The sequence below is a fragment of the Sphingomonas panacisoli genome (assembly GCF_007859635.1).
GTDB classification, from domain to species: domain Bacteria; phylum Pseudomonadota; class Alphaproteobacteria; order Sphingomonadales; family Sphingomonadaceae; genus Sphingomonas; species Sphingomonas panacisoli.
Genome location: NZ_CP042306.1, coordinates 2160804 through 2175953 on the forward strand (window position 1 = coordinate 2160804; position 15150 = coordinate 2175953).

General features: G+C 64.4%; 16 protein-coding genes and 1 tRNA gene. 11 read left to right on the forward strand and 6 right to left on the reverse strand.

Annotated elements, in window-relative coordinates:
- Window positions 1–52: 52 nt before the first annotated feature.
- From FPZ24_RS10920 to FPZ24_RS10930, 3 genes are all read right to left on the reverse strand, one after another.
- Complete coding sequence (locus FPZ24_RS10920) at window positions 53–1123, reverse strand: YncE family protein (RefSeq protein ID WP_146571916.1); 1071 nt, start codon at window positions 1121–1123, stop codon at window positions 53–55.
- Between the two features lie 88 nt (window positions 1124–1211).
- Window positions 1212–2621, reverse strand: a complete 1410-nt coding sequence (locus FPZ24_RS10925; RefSeq protein ID WP_146571918.1) for a sensor histidine kinase — start codon at window positions 2619–2621, stop codon at window positions 1212–1214.
- Window positions 2622–3290, reverse strand: coding sequence for a response regulator transcription factor (locus FPZ24_RS10930; RefSeq protein WP_240047427.1), 669 nt, complete (start codon window positions 3288–3290; stop codon window positions 2622–2624). It abuts the gene before it with no gap.
- Window positions 3291–3392: 102 nt separating this feature from the next.
- Here FPZ24_RS10930 and FPZ24_RS10935 point away from each other — a divergent pair, with 102 nt between their 5' ends.
- Window positions 3393–4472 carry an ABC transporter substrate-binding protein gene (locus FPZ24_RS10935; RefSeq protein ID WP_240047428.1) on the forward strand — a complete coding sequence of 360 codons (1080 nt, stop codon included), beginning with the start codon at window positions 3393–3395 and terminating at the stop codon, window positions 4470–4472.
- A gap of 768 nt (window positions 4473–5240) precedes the next feature.
- Here FPZ24_RS10935 and FPZ24_RS10940 read toward each other — a convergent pair.
- Window positions 5241–5328, reverse strand: a tRNA-Ser gene (locus FPZ24_RS10940).
- A gap of 111 nt (window positions 5329–5439) precedes the next feature.
- Between FPZ24_RS10940 and hspQ the strand changes: the two genes are divergently transcribed.
- Entirely contained in the window at window positions 5440–5820 is a 381-nt protein-coding gene (gene hspQ / locus FPZ24_RS10945) for a heat shock protein HspQ (protein ID WP_146571922.1), read from the forward strand.
- A 50-nt stretch (window positions 5821–5870) separates the two neighbouring features.
- Here hspQ and FPZ24_RS10950 read toward each other — a convergent pair whose 3' ends face one another.
- Entirely contained in the window at window positions 5871–8465 is a 2595-nt protein-coding gene (locus tag FPZ24_RS10950) for a TonB-dependent receptor plug domain-containing protein (RefSeq protein ID WP_186728773.1), read from the reverse strand.
- 281 nt (window positions 8466–8746) lie between these two features.
- On the opposite strand from FPZ24_RS10950, the gene rplU reads away from it, so the two are divergent.
- The 6 genes from rplU to FPZ24_RS10980 all read left to right on the forward strand — a co-directional run bounded on the left by rplU (window position 8747) and on the right by FPZ24_RS10980 (window position 12282).
- Entirely contained in the window at window positions 8747–9151 is a 405-nt protein-coding gene (gene rplU, locus FPZ24_RS10955) for a 50S ribosomal protein L21 (RefSeq protein WP_146571926.1), read from the forward strand.
- Between the two features lie 6 nt (window positions 9152–9157).
- Window positions 9158–9424, forward strand: coding sequence for a 50S ribosomal protein L27 (gene rpmA / locus FPZ24_RS10960; RefSeq protein ID WP_146571928.1), 267 nt, complete (start codon window positions 9158–9160; stop codon window positions 9422–9424).
- A 165-nt stretch (window positions 9425–9589) separates the two neighbouring features.
- A complete protein-coding gene (locus tag FPZ24_RS10965; protein ID WP_240047429.1) occupies window positions 9590–10135 on the forward strand; it encodes a GNAT family N-acetyltransferase in 546 nt (181 codons plus the stop codon).
- Between the two features lie 77 nt (window positions 10136–10212).
- Complete coding sequence (locus FPZ24_RS10970) at window positions 10213–10806, forward strand: TetR/AcrR family transcriptional regulator (protein WP_146571930.1); 594 nt, start codon at window positions 10213–10215, stop codon at window positions 10804–10806.
- A gap of 77 nt (window positions 10807–10883) precedes the next feature.
- A complete protein-coding gene (obgE, locus tag FPZ24_RS10975; RefSeq protein WP_146571932.1) occupies window positions 10884–11930 on the forward strand; it encodes a GTPase ObgE in 1047 nt (348 codons plus the stop codon).
- Window positions 11931–11943: 13 nt separating this feature from the next.
- Window positions 11944–12282, forward strand: coding sequence for a YciI family protein (locus tag FPZ24_RS10980; protein WP_146571934.1), 339 nt, complete (start codon window positions 11944–11946; stop codon window positions 12280–12282).
- A 12-nt stretch (window positions 12283–12294) separates the two neighbouring features.
- Here the strand turns inward: FPZ24_RS10980 and FPZ24_RS10985 are convergent, their stop codons facing one another.
- Window positions 12295–12765 (reverse strand): nuclear transport factor 2 family protein, encoded by a 471-nt coding sequence (locus FPZ24_RS10985; RefSeq protein ID WP_186728775.1) that lies wholly within the window; start codon window positions 12763–12765, stop codon window positions 12295–12297.
- Window positions 12766–12834: 69 nt separating this feature from the next.
- On the opposite strand from FPZ24_RS10985, the gene proB reads away from it, so the two are divergent.
- The 3 genes from proB to FPZ24_RS11000 all read left to right on the forward strand — a co-directional run bounded on the left by proB (window position 12835) and on the right by FPZ24_RS11000 (window position 15150).
- Window positions 12835–13944 carry a glutamate 5-kinase gene (gene proB, locus FPZ24_RS10990; protein WP_146571938.1) on the forward strand — a complete coding sequence of 370 codons (1110 nt, stop codon included), beginning with the start codon at window positions 12835–12837 and terminating at the stop codon, window positions 13942–13944.
- Window positions 13941–14846, forward strand: a complete 906-nt coding sequence (locus tag FPZ24_RS10995; protein WP_146571940.1) for an SDR family oxidoreductase — start codon at window positions 13941–13943, stop codon at window positions 14844–14846. Before proB ends, FPZ24_RS10995 begins: the two co-directional genes overlap by 4 nt.
- 61 nt (window positions 14847–14907) lie before the next feature.
- Window positions 14908–15150, forward strand: coding sequence for an acyl carrier protein (locus tag FPZ24_RS11000; RefSeq protein ID WP_146571942.1), 243 nt, complete (start codon window positions 14908–14910; stop codon window positions 15148–15150).

The window sequence follows — 15150 nt, forward strand, 5'->3', positions numbered from 1 at the left end:
CGTGCCGGGACGGTCGGGCGGCGGATCGATGCCGCCGCCCGCCGCACCGTGCTTATTTTTCCGAAACGACCAGCAAGCGGAACGAGCCCGACTTGGCGTTCGGCAACCATTTCTTGCCGTTGGTCGGCTTGGGCGGCCATTCGAGGTCGGCGGTCGAGGTGAACAGGCGATGCGTCTTCGGATCGACGGCAACGGTCTTGGCGTATTCGTCGATCGGCATGTTCTCGACGACGGAATATTTGTCCGCGCCATCCTGAGAGATGACGGTCCAGCTCTTGTCGCGATTGGCGACGAAGATACGCTTTTTGTCGACGTCGAACGAAATGCCGTCGGGGTCGCCGCCGACCGGCACGGTGGCGACGACCTTGCCGGCATCGGCATCGGTCACAACCATCGTCTTGTTGCCGCATCCGCTGAACAGGCGGCGATTGACCGGGTCGAACGCGAGCGGCGCCGGGCCGTCGCAGCCGTCGAGCTTTATCGTACGGATCAGCTTCATCGTCTTGGCGTCGATTTCGGCGATATCGTTGCCTTCTTCCATATTCGCCCAGACCTTGCCCTTGCCGTCGGACTGCGAGAATTCGGGACCGTTGGGCAGCTTGATCGTGCCGACGACGGCGGCCTTGGCCGGGTCGATCACGCTCACTTCTTCGGAATCGCCGTTGAACACGAAGATGTTGCCGGTCGCAGCGTCGCGCAGGATCGAATCGGGCTTCTTGCCCACCGGAATCGACTTGAGGATCTTGCCCGTCGCCAACTCGAACATGATGACGGCATTGGCGTCGCCGTCGGACACGAAGCCGTGGCCGCCCGTCGTGTCGAGCGCGACGCCGTGCGCCGCCTTCAGGCCGGTCACCGCGGCGATCGGCTTCAACGTATCGAGGTCGAGGATGTGAACTTGCGTCGAATGCGTGACGTAGAGACGGCGGCCTTCGGCATCGACCGTCAGATAGTCGCCACGGCCTTCGCCCGGCAGCGCAACGCGGTCGATCGAATAGGCCGAACCGCCGGCAGCGGTCGTCGTATTGTCGCCACTCGCGTTGGTCGCGCTATTGCCGCTCGAACTGCCGCCGCAACCGGCGAGCAGCGCGATCATCGCGGCGGAAAACATGAGCTTGTGCAAAATCCCCTCCATCAGGTTCAGCCGGCGCGCGTGGGTGCGGCTCTGTCGCTTGATGGTGCTGGTACGCCGCGAAGCTGTCACGATGCTGTCAGGTTGCGGGCGCGGCCCGGAGCCCCACCGTCACCCGCAATCCCTGACCGGATCGCGCCGTATCGAGACGAAGCGTAGCGCCGATCGCTTCGGCCAGCGCCCGCGCGATCGGCAGGCCCAGACCACTCCCCGGCCGTCGATTGTCGCGGTCAAGGCGCGTGAAGCGGGTGAATACCTTTTCGCGGTCGGCGATGGAAATCCCCGGGCCGTCGTCCTCGATGACGATATCGGCGCCGCCCGCCACCGGTTCGATCGACACCTCGACCGATCCAGCCGGACGATTGTAGCGTATCGCGTTGTCGATCAGATTACCGATCAGTTCTGCGCACAAGCCGGGGTGCGTGATCACCCGAAGCTCGGTGGCAGCGCGTTCGAACTTCAGTTCGATCCCTTCGCGCACCGCGTCTGCCGCATGGTCGGACGCGACGGTCGCAACGAAGTCATTGACTTCGATCATTTCCGCCGCCTCCGGCGCGACCGCCGCATTGTCGGCGCGCGCCAGCGCCAACAGCTGCACGAGGAGGCGCTGCAGCCGCGCGGAGGCGTGGTCGATATCGTCGATCGAATGCGCCGCGTCCTCGCTGTCCGGCGGCGCCTTGCGCAGTAGCGCGATATGCGTGCGCAGGATCGACAGCGGCGTGCGCATCTGGTGCGAGGCATCGGCGGTAAAGCGCCGCATGCCTTCCAGCGTGGCATCGAGACGCGCCAGCATGCCGTTGAACGCGCGGACCAGATCGCGCAACTCGACCGGCACGTCCTCGGTCGGCAGCGGCTGAAGGTCGGAGCCGAGCCGTTGGTCCATTCCGGCGCGCAAGCGGATCAGCGGCCGCATGCCCCATCGCACGGCAACCGGCAGAAGGACGGCGGTGAGACCGATCAACGCCGCTTCGAGAATGGCGAGCCCGATTAGCAGGCGGCGCACGATACGCTCGCGCGCACCCAGCGTTTCTGCAACTTCAACGATCACCGGCTGGCCGATCCCGGGGAGGCGCCGTCCTTCCGCCACGATCCGTACCGGGCGCCCTTTGAAGACCGCGTCGCTGAACACGACTTCGGTATCGCGCAAGCCGCGAGGCGCGATGTTGGGCAGATCGCTATAGCCGGTTACGACTTTGCCGAGCGATGTTACGCTGTAATAGACGTTGTCGCGCTCGTTATCCTCGAGCATCCCGAAGATCGCCGGCGACAGGTTCAGCGCGACTTCGCCGTCTTCCACATTGAGCGATTCGGCGATGGCGCGCGATGCCGCGCCGAGAATCCGGTCGCTGACCGCTTGCACCGCGCCCCTGATCGCGATGGCGCCGCCGAAGCCTAGGAGCAACGCGACACCGGCCATCGGCAGGACCATGCTGCGCAGCAGACGCGCGGTCAGCGAGCCGCCGTGAAGGCCCAGCCGCCAAATCTTCATTCAGTCGCCGACCAACATATAGCCGAGCCCGCGGATGGTGCGGATCTCGGGTCCATCGTCGCCAAGCTTGCGCCGCAGTCGCGCGACGTAGACCTCAACGGCATTCGGGCCGACCGGCTCGTCGAAGCCGAAAATTTCCGATGCCAGGCGATCCTTCGAGACGACCTTCCCGACCCGGGCGAGCAAACGGTCGAGCAGCGCCCATTCGCGCCGACGCAGATCGAGCATGCGCCCATCGACTGCGGCCGTGGCATGGGCCTGATCGACCACCAGTTTGCCGACCGCAATCACCGACGATGCCTCTCCCTGAGAACGGCGCAGTAACGCACGGATACGCGCTTCAAGTTCGCTCGGTTCGAACGGCTTGAGCAGATAATCGTCCGCGCCGAGATCGAGCCCTTCGACGCGATCCTCGAGCGCATCGCGCGCCGTCAGGATCAGGATCGGCGTTTTGACTCCGCGCGACCGAAGCGTCCGCAGGACTTCCAGCCCCGATATATCCGGCAGGCCCAAGTCGAGCGTTATAAGACCGAACGGCTCGTCGAGCGCCGCCAGCAACGCCGTTTCGCCGTCCTCCGCCACATCGACTGTATGGCCGACGGCCTTGAGCGATCCGGCCAAGCCCCGGGCCAGCGACGGATCATCCTCGACGAGCAATATACGCGCCACGACGGCTCCGTTCGGTTGACGGCGCCAGCTTACAAGCAGAAACCGCGCGTTGAAAAGCCGGGGATGGATGTCAGGCGCGATATGATCGGATGGGGCATGCGGATGACAGCGGTCTCGACGCCCCTGTTGTTGCTGGCGGCGTGCGCGCGTGGCCCCGCCGAACCTGTTCCGGATGGCTATCCAGCAGCCTATGCCGACCTCGAACGCGCCGCCGACGCCGAACGCGGTCTGCTGATCTGGTCGGCCATCGACAAGGTCAAGGCGGGTCGGCTGATCGCCGATTTCCAGGCGATCCATCCTAACGTCCGCGTGACCTATATCGAAATGCCCGCGCGGGAGATCAACGATCGCATCATGGCGGCGACCGCCACGGGCGGCGAAATCCCCGATTTCCTATGGTCGTCGGCGATGGATTTGCAGATCAAGCTCGTCAACGACGGATACGCCCAATCCTATCGCTCCCCGGAACGCGACAACCTGCCCGACTGGGCCAATTGGAAGGACCAAGCCTGGGGGATTACGGCAGAACCGATCGTCATGGTCTACAATCGCGCGGCGATCGCGGACGCCGCTATGCCGCGCACTCACACCGATCTGACGAAGTTCCTCGAGCGTAGCGCCGGCAAACCCGGCGCACGCGTCGCTACCTCCGACCCGGTCTCGTCCGCAGTCGGATATCTCTATCTATCGCAAGACCAACAGGCGACACACGATATCTGGCGGCTCGTCCGCGCCATGGGTGCAAACGACGTCAAGCTCTTCACGAGTGCCGAGAACGTGGTGCGCGCGGTCGAAGCCGGAGATGCGGCGATCGGATACAACATCGTCGGTTCGTTCGCGCTCGGCGAAGTCGAACGAAACCAGCAACTCGGGATGATCCTGCCGAGCGACTATACGCTGTTGATGTCCCGTATCGCGGTCATCCCGGCGGCCGCCCGCCATCCGAACGCCGCCAAGGTATTTCTCGACTTCCTATTGTCGCGGCGGGGCCAGACGCACCTAGTCGATCAGGACATGCCGTCGGTGCGGGCCGACGTGCGATCGTTGACGCGCCTACAACCCGAGGGGCTTCGGCCGCGCGCCATTAGGGTGGGTCCGGGATTGTTGGTCGATCAGGATCAACTTACTCGCCGATACTTTCTCGAGCGCTGGCGCACGTCTTTGGCCAAGGCCCAGCAATAACCGCCGATTTCCATTCAAAACGGGTCGAACGCTCGCGTCGCTACGCTATGAACTGACCCAGCCAGTCCAGCATGAACGCAACACCAGTAAGCGCCAACGATACCACACCAAGGAAAGTCGCAGGGTGTGACGCGACTTTATCTCCGACAACCTTTTCCATGATCCGCTCCTAGCTCTTTTTTTGATGGGCTAGCCGGTCGACCTTGCATGAGACTGTCATGGAGCGAAGCCACCTTGACGCTCAGAGTTTTTGAAACGTGAATAAGCCGTCGGACTGTTTTGGGCCGATTGCGGACTGTCGGCTTTCGGACAGGACAGCATTGAAGCAGCCTTTCGAAAATTATGCTGCTTGCGCAGAAGCAAGATACGTCTTGTCGCCCCGACTGACGCAATGGAATGTCGCTTATCACTTGAGGGCTCTCGGTTTTTTCGCGAGCCGCGCATTCGATGCGTCGCCCTTAAAACCAGTTAATTCTCTGCCCTACCGATCACGCTACTCTCAGCGACGCAGACCAATGCCAAGCAGGTGACAGAGGACTAGTTGTCGAACGTAAATATCATACTGCCTTGTCACAAAGTGGTGACCTTATGACCAAAGTTATGACCACTATTTTCGTCACGCTTCGGAGTTTCGTTTTTTTTGGACAAAACGAACTATTAATTATATAAAAATCGTTTTGAATCAATAGCTTGCTGCCCCAGTTCGAATCCCGAGAGAGTTTCGCGATTTTCGCTATAAGCTATTGATTTTAAAGAGTTTTTTCGCCCTGGCGGAGAGGGTGGGATTCGAACCCACGGTACCTTGCGGCACAACGGTTTTCGAGACCGTCCCAATCGACCACTCTGGCACCTCTCCGCTAGGGGGTTCCACGCCGTGGCGCGGGTCGAGGCGGGGCCTCTAACGTAACTGATCGGCAGGCACAAGCGGGCTGCTTGTGCGATGCCGCAAAAACCCTACATTGTGGTCATGAGCGTTTCCGAACCCCATGATGTCGTGTCCCATGCCGGCGTGCCGATGCCGCCGATCGCCACCGCGCGCTTTTCGATCGGCGACGTGGTGCGGCACCGCATGTTCGATATTCGCGGGGTGATTTTCGACGTCGATCCGGTCTTCGCCAATAGCGAGGAATGGTATGAATCGATCCCGGAAGCGGTGCGGCCGGCGAAGGACCAGCCGTTCTATCATCTGCTCGCCGAAAATGCGGAGTCGAGCTACGTCGCCTATGTCAGCCAGCAGAACTTGTTGCACGACGACAGCGACGAGCCGGTCGATCATCCGGCGATCGACGGGCTGTTCAGCGGCCTAGTCGATGGACGATACAGCCTGAGACGCGAACACAAACACTAGAGACGAAAAGGGGGCCGATCGGCCCCCTTCCCTTTGCTCTATCTACCGCATCAAAAATTGAATGCGACGCGTCCGTACAGATACCGGCCGTTGAACCCGAACGGCGAGAATTGCGAGTACGGGATGAAGTAGCTGTTCGGCGTGAAGCCGGCTGCGCCAGTCGCGCCGCCGATCGGCAAGCGATCCGGATAGACGTCGAACACATTGTCCGCGCCGAGCGTCAGCGTGACCTGATCGATCGGGTGGAAGCGCAGTTCGACGTCGGACACCCATTTCGGCGTCAGCTTGAGATCGCCGGCAACTGTGCCGAGTCCCTGTGCGAGCGTCCCGGTATTGACGACCCACACCGTGCCGTAACGATTGGTGCGGAAGGTCGCGCCGACCGGACCCAGATCCCAATCGACCGCCAGGTTCAGCTTCGTCCGCGGCTGACCGTCGGTGATGCGGAACGATTCCTGGCGCCCGAACAGCACCAGGCCGGGCAATGACGGCAACGAGGCGCGCTTGATGATCTTCGTCTCGTTATAGTTGTAGCCCGCCGTCAGCGAGAACTTGCCCGCGCCAAAGTCCGGCAAGCGATAGCTGGCGACGATATCGACGCCCTGCGTGCGCGTGTCGGCGCCGTTGACGAAGAAGCGGGCCGAGGTAACCCCGGTGATCCCCGCCGCCGTCAGCAGGTTGACGACCGCCGTACCCTGCAGGTTCTCGGTCAGCAGCACGCGGTCCTTGATGCGGATATTGTAATAGTCGGCCGTGATGCTGAGCCCGCTGATCGGGTTGAGCGCGATGCCGCCCGCCAGGTTGAGCGCCTTCTCCGCCTTCAACTGCTTGCCGCCGAGCGCCGTACCGATCGCGCTGGTGGCCGGCACCGTCACGATGTCGATCAGCGTACCGCCGACGTTGTTGGTCGACGTGGTCGAGAAGTATTGCTGCGCCAGGCTCGGCGCGCGGAACCCGGTCGAGACCGAACCGCGCACCGCGATGCCCTTGATCGGCTCGAAGCGCGCCGCGACCTTGCCGTTCACCGTGCTGCCGAAATCGCTGAAATGCTCGTAGCGGCCGGCGGCTTGCAAGGTGAAAGCCTTGCTGATGTCGGCATCGACTTCCGCATAAGCAGCATAGCTGTCACGCGACCGGTCGACGGCGTTTTCCGGCTTGAAGCCCGGAAACACCTGCGCGCCCGGCGCAGCACCATTGGCGATGTACGGGCCGCCGATATAGCTGGTCGGGTGGCCCGGACGGATCTTGAAGTTCTCGTTGCGATATTCGGCGCCGAACGCAATGCCGAAGCTCGACAGGCCGCCGACATCGAACTTCTTGCTCAGGTCGAGGTTGGCGGTCGTCTGACCGAACGCCAGCCCACCGGCGTCGAACCGACGGGGCGAATTGATCCCGCCGAGCGAGACGTTGAAGCTGTCGATCGTCTGGTAGTCGAGCTGGTTCGACCCGTAGACCACCGACAGATCGGCGTTGAACCCGCCGACATCGCCCTTGATCCCGACCGCACCGGCCACGTCCTCGATTTGGCTGTAGATCTTGGGCAGGAAGCCGTCAGCGTAATAAGGCACGAACGTCGTGGTCGATGCCGCGAAGTCCCGGTTGCGCGCATCGTTCGAGCGACGATAGAAGCCCGCGCCCGTCCCGTCGCGGATGCCGTAGCTGCCGAACGCGTAGAGCTCGAAGTTCGGGCCGACGTTCATCCCGGCGTTCAGGAACAGGTTGTAATCGACCGTTTTGCCGTCGCCATAACCATGGCTGAAGCGGTTGAAGGTCAGTTCGCGCGGGTCGCCGACGGTGAAATACTGACGCCGCGGATCGGCGCCCGACCGATTGGTCGGGTCGCGATCGCGGAACTGGCCCGACAGCACGAGATAGCCGCCGTCACCGACCGGCAAGCCGACCCGCAACGCCGTCGTCAACGTATCGCCGTCGTGGCGCCTGACCTCGTCCCCGTAATTCAGCGCTAGCACGTCGGCCTGCGCATTAGCACCGGGGGTGAGCACGGTCGGCACGCCGCCGGTGGTCTGGACGCCCAACTCTTCGTTCACGCCCGACATGGTCGTGTCGTATTTGCCGAACGTGACCGATCCGCTGACGCCGGTCCTTTTCGACAGCTGGATGTTGATCACGCCGGCGATCGCATCGGAACCGTATTGCGACGATGCGCCGTCGCGCAGCACTTCGACCCGGTCGATCGCGATCGGCGGGATTTCGTTGAGATCGACCGACGACGACCCGCGACCGACCGAACCGTTGAGGTTGATCAGCGCGGCGGTGTGGCGGCGCTTGCCGTTGACCAGCACGAGCGCCTGGTCAGGCGCGAGACCGCGCAGCGTCGCCGGGCGGACCGAATCGGTGCCGTCGGTCAGCGACGGCTGCGGGAAGTTGAACGACGGAACGAGGTCGCGAAGCACTTTGTTAGTCTCGCTCGAACCGGCGTTGGTCAAGGCGTCGCCACCGATCACGTCGATCGGCACCGGCGAATCCGCGATGGTACGCCCGGGAATGCGCGACCCGGTGACGATAATATCCGCGGCGGGAACCTCGCTCGCCTGTGGTTCGGCGGGCGCATCCTGTGCGAATGCAGGCGTCGTCAGCGCGATGGCCGACGCCGTGAGTAAAGATGCGATAATTGTGCGACGCATGGTCGTTTTCCCCATAATTACTTTTCTCGAAGCAGCGCCGGGCCCTCTCCTCCCTTCGCTGCCTGAGCCGAGACTGTATGCTGTCATCCAAATGTAACAACAAAGTTGTGCTGCGCCTGCACAATACGCACATTTAGTGTGGCGGACGGGCAACAGGCATGTCGAACGCTTCAACGTCACCTGTGCGGTTGACAGGGCGGCGCGCTTCGCTTAGCTCGCCCCTCTTTCCCGGGCAGGCACTTGCTTGCCGGGGTTCGTTTATTTGAAAAGTGATGAGGGCCATGTTCGCAGTCGTGCGCACGGGCGGCAAGCAGTATCGCGTTGCCGCTGGAGACAAGATCGTCGTCGAGAAGATCGACGGCGAAGCGGGAGCGTCGATCACGCTCGGTGACGTGCTGCTCGCGGGCGAAGGCTCGGAGCTGAAGAGCGTTTCCGGCCTGACCGTTGCCGCCGAGATCGTCGCGCAGGCGAAGGGCGAGAAGGTCATCGTCTTCAAGAAGCGCCGCCGGCACAACTATCGCCGCAAGAACGGCCACCGCCAGAACCACACGATCCTGAAGATCGTGGCGATCGGCGCGGAAGAGAAGAAGGCAAAGAAGGCCGCCGAGCCCAAGGCTGACGCGGCGCCTGCGACCGAAACCAAGGCTGCGCCCAAGAAGGCCGCGGCGAAGAAGACCGCGGAGTAATTCGAGATGGCACATAAAAAAGCAGGCGGTTCGTCGCGCAACGGTCGTGATTCGGCCGGCCGTCGTCTTGGCGTGAAGAAGTTCGGCGGCGAGCTCGCCGTGGCCGGCAACATCCTCGTGCGTCAGCGCGGGACCAAGTTCTACGCGGGCCGCAACGTGGGCATGGGCAAGGACCATACCCTGTTCGCGCTCGTCGACGGTCGCGTGACCTTCCACGACGGCAAGCTCGGCCGAAAGTTCTGTTCGGTAGATATGCCGATTGCGGCCGAATAACATCGGGTGACCATCCGGGTTGCCCACCAGGGCGATCCGGGGTTTCGATGCAGAAATCCGAAAAGGGAGACGGGTCGCCCCGGCTCCCTTTTTTCTTGCTCCCTCCACCGAACCGTCGCCGGCACGTCACATCGATGTGCCAGCGGCCAACACATGGAGAGTAAGATGTTCGCGCGGACGAAGAGATTGACGCTGCGGCCCGGCTGGCCGGAGGATGCCCCCGTGCTCGCCCAGGCGATCGCGCACGAGGACGTCGCGTTCAAGCTGTCCCGCCTGCCATGGCCGTACACCGAGGCGCATGCGCTCGAATGGCTGTCGACACCCAAGAGCGAGAGCGATGTCACGTTGCTGATCTTCGCGCACGAGCAGCCGACACCGCGGCTGGTCGGCGGAATCGGTCTGCACGAAACTGCGCCGGGCGGCGGGATCGAGATCGGCTATTGGCTGACCCCGAGCGCGTGGGGCCGCGGCTATGCGACCGAGGCGGGCCATGCGGTGCTCGGCATGGCGCAGCACGCGCTGGGCTTGCGCCGTCTGGTCGGGCGGCACTTCCTCGACAACCCAGCCTCGGGCAAGGTGCTGAGGAAGCTCGGTTTCCGGCCCAATGGTGTCGCGCGCATGCCCTGCCTGGCGCGCAACGGCGAGTTCGATTGCGCCACACTGGAGCTCGATTTCGACGCCGACGAGTCGCGAATGCCGATCGCGGCATAGCGCAGTCCGTCGTCGCCCGGCGATCCCACGGGCGGCGGCGGATTGATTTTGCACGGTAAACCGCCGACAGACGATCCATGTCCGTTACCCCCCTGCCCGTCCGCCGCCGCCTGTCGCCCGAGGAATCGCGCGACGCCGCACTCGACGCTGCGCGCGAATTGTTGGTGGAGCTCGGTCCGCAGGCGGTGACGCTGAAGGCTGTCGCGGCGAAAATCGGCCGCACGCACGCCAATCTGCTCCACCATTTCGGCTCGGCCGCAGGCCTGCAAAAGGCGCTGATCGAACGGATGGCGGGGTTCATCACCACGACGATCCGCGACACCGTCTTTCGCCAGCGCGCGAGCGAGCACGATCCGCGCGAAGTCGTCGATCTCGCGTTCGACGCGTTCGATACCGGCGGTGCCGGCGCGCTCGCAAGCTGGATGATCCTGTCGGGCAACGAGGATGCACTCGATCCGATCCTGAAGGCGATCCACGACCTAGTCGACGAATTGCGCGACGATCACCACGACGCGTTGCCGATCGAGGACGAGACCCTGCAACTCGTCATCATGGCGCTGGGCGATGCGCTGTTCGGCGCGCCGCTGACCCGCGTTCTCGGGCTGCCGCGCGAGCGGGCGCGGGAACTGGCTTATGCCGCGATGATCGGCAGCGCAGGGTCGCGGGACTAGCGACGCGGCTTGGGGCCGCGCCGGCCGGGTGCGCTCGGGCCTCGCTTTAGCGCCGCTAAAGCGGTAGGCCGCGCGCCATGCATTTCCTCGACCAAGCAAAAATCTTCGTCCGCTCGGGCGCCGGTGGCCCCGGCGCGGTATCGTTCCGGCGCGAGAAGTTCATCGAATATGGCGGGCCCGATGGCGGCAACGGCGGCAAGGGCGGCGACATCATCTTCGAGGCGGTCGCCGGCCTGAACACGCTGATCGATTTCCGCTACACGCAGCATTTCCGGGCGCCGCGGGGCAAGGGTGGGTCGGGGAGCAACCGCACCGGCGCGGGCGGTGACGACCTGATCATCAAAGTTCCGGTCGGCACGCAGGTAATTTCCGAGGACAAGGAAGACGTGCTGCTCGATTTCACCAAGGTCGGCGAGCGCGTGGTGTTCCTACGCGGTGGCGACGGCGGGCGCGGCAATGCGAGCTACAAGACATCGACCAACCGCGCGCCGCGTCAGCACGGTACCGGCTGGCCGGACGAGGAAGCCTGGGTGTGGTTGCGACTGAAGTTGCTTGCCGATGCGGGGCTGGTCGGGCTGCCCAACGCCGGTAAATCGACCTTCATCAACCAGGTCACCAACGCACAGGCGAAGGTAGGCGAATACGCTTTCACCACCACCCGCCCGCAACTGGGCGTCGTCCGACACCACCAGCGCGAGTTCGTGATCGCCGACATCCCCGGCCTGATCGAGGGCGCGGCCGAGGGTGCCGGCATCGGCGACCGTTTCCTCGGCCATATCGAGCGCTGCCGCGTGCTGCTTCATCTGGTCGACGCCAATGACGACGACGTCGCCGAAAGCTATCGCATCGTCCGCGACGAACTCGCGGCCTATGGCGGCGGACTGACCGACAAGCCGGTGGTGGTCGCGCTCAACAAGATCGACACGCTCGACGACGAACTGATCGCCGCATTGTCCGCTGAGCTCGAGGAAGCCAGCGGCGCCGAGGTGCTGCCGATCTCCGGCGTCAGCGGTACCGGGGTCGATTGGGTGCTCGACCAATTGCTCGAAGCGATCGGCCCCGCCCCCGACGCGGTCCCGGAGGATGACGAGGGCGAGGACGCGATCGAATGGTCGCCGGTTTGATCGGGAGCGGCACGTGACGAAATACCTCATCTCCTTTCCGAGCGAAGCGATGGTCATCACGGACGAGGAACTTCCCGCCGTGTCCGCGGCCGCGCACGCGGTGATCGACGAAGCGAAGGCAGCCGGCGTCTACGTGTTCGGCGGCGGGATCGCGGAAGATGTTGATCCGGTGCTGGTCGCCGCCGATGGATCCACGTCGCCGGAAATCTATCCGGGCAGCTACCTCAAGGGCGGATACACCGTGCTCGAACTGCCAACGCGCGACGACGCCGTCGAATGGGCGCGCAAGATCGCCGTCGCGTGCCGCTGTTCGCAGGAACTGCGCGAGTTCATGTACGACCCCGCGAGCTAGCCCGCCCGCGCGTTATTTGGCTGCGACGCCAGCCGGGCTCGCCCAACTCCATGACGCGATCTTCCACGCAGCGCCGACCCTGACCATGACGAGCGCGATGAAGCCTTCTTCGCGCATCGTCTTGCCACCCTGCTTGTAGGTGTAGCGGCACGGCGCGACGACATAGGCCTGGTCGCCGCTGACTTGCTCATCGACCGAATCGCCGAACCAGACCTGACCATCCGACTTGCCCGCAGCGGCTTCGGACTTGCCGAGATCGCCGAGCCATTTGTCGAACGAGCCGCCGCCCGACCACACGAACGGCGCGACGTTATCGACGATCGTCGGATCGACGACGTGCAGCGCCTTCACCGCCGCGATGTCACCCTTGTTGAAGCCGTCGGCCATGGCGCGGATCGTCGTGGCGATCCCGGCGTCGCGCGCGGACGCCATCGGCGCAATCAGCAGAGCAGCGAACGCGACGAATATCGACAATGCTTTCATGATGCATCTCCCCCTCAAAAGACTCGGCGACGGTATCATAACGGGCGCGACGGCGCTAACGGAACGGCGATGCAACGGTTCGCGCCCGCCCACTGCCCTCGCCTGATCGTCAAGGTCGGGTCGTCGCTGTTGGTGACGCCCGAAGGCGAGGTGCGGCGCGGTTGGCTGGCGAGCCTGGCCGCCGACATCGCCGCCGCAGCGAAGGCCGGGCAGCAGATCGCGGTGGTGTCGTCGGGCGCGATCGCGCTGGGTGCGCGACGGCTGAAGCTCGCCAAGGGCGGTCGCGCTTCCCTCGAGGATGCCCAGGCCGCCGCCGCGACCGGGCAGATCGCGCTGAGCCAGGTGTGGGCCGAATGCCTCGCCGCCGAAGGGCTGACCGCGGCGCAGATGCTGGTGACGCTCGACGATCTCGAGGACCGGCGCCGGTATCTCAACGCCGCGGCGACGCTCGACCGACTGCTCGGGCTCGGCGTGGTGCCGGTGATCAACGAGAATGACAGCGTCGCGACCGAGGAAATCCGCTTCGGCGACAACGACCGGCTCGCCGCGCGTGTGGCGCAAGCGGCGGGCGCGCGCGGCGTGCTCCTGCTGTCGGATGTCGATGGCCTCCACAATCGCGACCCTTCCCAGTCCGGATCGATCCTGATCGAGCGTGTCGCGCGGATCGACCCGGCAATCGAGGGGATGGCGGGCGGCTCGTCGTCCGGCATGGGCTCCGGCGGCATGACGTCAAAGGTCCAGGCGGCACGGATTGCCGCGCGTGCCGGCATCGAACTGGCTATCGCGTCCGGACGGATCGACCATCCGTTGACGCGCTATGTCGAGACCGGACGCGGTACGCTGTTCGCCGCCGAACGCGTGGCGCCGGCGCGCAAAGCATGGCTCGGCGGGCGGCTGCGCAGCCGTGGCGTGGTGCATGTCGATGCCGGAGCGGTGGCGGCACTCGCTGCAGGCAAGAGCCTGCTCCCCGCCGGTGCGACGCGGATCGAGGGTGATTTCGCGCGGGGCGATTTGGTCGCGATCGCAGGGCCGGAAGGTGTCGTCGCCAACGGCTTGGCCGAATATGACGCGGTCGATGCTGGACGCATCGCAGGCAAACGGAGCGACGAAGCGGCCGCGATCCTGGGCTACGCTCCGCGCGCCGCGTTGGTGCATCGCAACCACATGGTGCTGGCATGACGGTCATCGCGCTGACCGGTGGGACCGGGTTCGTCGGCAGTCATGTTCTCGATCAGGCGCTCGCGGCCGGGGTCGAGCTCCGCGCCCTCACCCGCCGCCCGCAGACCGAACGCGCCTGGGTGACGTGGATTTCGGGCGCGCTCGACGATGCCGCGAGCCTCGCGACCTTGGTGACCGGTGCCGACGCCGTGCTGCACGTCGCCGGCGTCATCAACGCGGCCGACCGCACTGGCTTCGCAGCGGGCAACATCGACGGCACGCGCAACGTCATCGCTGCGGCCGAGCAAGCCGGCATCCGCCGCTTCGTCCAGGTGTCGTCGATCGCCGCGCGCGAGCCAGAGCTTTCCGATTATGGCTGGTCGAAGGCCGAGGCCGACAAGGTGCTGATCGCGAGCAACCTCGACTGGACCATCGTCCGGCCGCCCGCGATCTTCGGTCCGCGCGACAACGAGATGCTCGAGCTGTTCAAGCTCGCGACCAAACACGTCATGCCACTGCCCCCCGCCGGCGGGCGACTGTCGATCATCGCGGTCGAGGAACTGGTGCGGCTACTGATCGCGCTCCCCACCAGCAACGCGCTCACGCGGCAAATCGTCGAGCCCGACGACGGCGCACCTGACGGCTGGGATCACCGCAACCTTGCCCGCGCGATCGGGGTCGCGACCGACAGCAAGGTACTCCCGCTCCCCCTGCCCCGCGTCCTCCTCGACACGATCTCCGCCGGCGACCGCCTCGTTCGCGGCAAAGGCGCCAAGCTGACCCCCGACCGCGTCCGTTATTTCTGTCACAAGGATTGGGTCAGCCACGCCCGGCCGCCCGCCGACGTCTGGGCGCCGCAGATCGACACGCGCGATGCGCTAGCGGCGACTGCGGCATGGTATCGTGCGCAAGGATTGCTATAGAATCGCTGCAAAGCCGCCGCATTTGGCTGGCACCCGCCATCGGCCAGCATAAGGAACAACGATGACCGACCGCGCCAAGACCTTCGAGACCGTCACCGGCCTGATCCAGCCGTTCAACAAGAAGGGCGTGGCGCTGTCCGACGCGACCACGTTCCAGCACGACCTCGAGTGGGATTCGCTGACCGTGATGGATTTCGTTGCGGCGATCGAGGACGAGTTCGACATCATCATCACGATGAACATGCAGGCCGAAATCGAGACGGTCGGCCAACTCGTCGATGCGGTCGAGAAGCTGAGGGCCTGA

Bases quoted from the DNA above. Each gene is read 5' to 3' on its own strand.
- FPZ24_RS10925 (WP_146571918.1), bottom strand. From the start codon at position 2,621: ATGAAGATTTGGCGGCTGGGCCTTCACGGCGGCTCGCTGACCGCGCGT.
- FPZ24_RS10935 (WP_240047428.1), top strand. From the start codon at position 3,393: ATGACAGCGGTCTCGACGCCCCTGTTGTTGCTGGCGGCGTGCGCGCGT.
- hspQ (WP_146571922.1), top strand. From the start codon at position 5,440: ATGAGCGTTTCCGAACCCCATGATGTCGTGTCCCATGCCGGCGTGCCG.
- FPZ24_RS10950 (WP_186728773.1), bottom strand. From the start codon at position 8,465: ATGCGTCGCACAATTATCGCATCTTTACTCACGGCGTCGGCCATCGCG.
- rplU (WP_146571926.1), top strand. From the start codon at position 8,747: ATGTTCGCAGTCGTGCGCACGGGCGGCAAGCAGTATCGCGTTGCCGCT.
- rpmA (WP_146571928.1), top strand. From the start codon at position 9,158: ATGGCACATAAAAAAGCAGGCGGTTCGTCGCGCAACGGTCGTGATTCG.
- FPZ24_RS10965 (WP_240047429.1), top strand. From the start codon at position 9,590: ATGTTCGCGCGGACGAAGAGATTGACGCTGCGGCCCGGCTGGCCGGAG.
- FPZ24_RS10970 (WP_146571930.1), top strand. From the start codon at position 10,213: ATGTCCGTTACCCCCCTGCCCGTCCGCCGCCGCCTGTCGCCCGAGGAA.
- obgE (WP_146571932.1), top strand. From the start codon at position 10,884: ATGCATTTCCTCGACCAAGCAAAAATCTTCGTCCGCTCGGGCGCCGGT.
- FPZ24_RS10985 (WP_186728775.1), bottom strand. From the start codon at position 12,765: ATGAAAGCATTGTCGATATTCGTCGCGTTCGCTGCTCTGCTGATTGCG.
- proB (WP_146571938.1), top strand. From the start codon at position 12,835: ATGCAACGGTTCGCGCCCGCCCACTGCCCTCGCCTGATCGTCAAGGTC.
- FPZ24_RS10995 (WP_146571940.1), top strand. From the start codon at position 13,941: ATGACGGTCATCGCGCTGACCGGTGGGACCGGGTTCGTCGGCAGTCAT.
- FPZ24_RS11000 (WP_146571942.1), top strand. From the start codon at position 14,908: ATGACCGACCGCGCCAAGACCTTCGAGACCGTCACCGGCCTGATCCAG.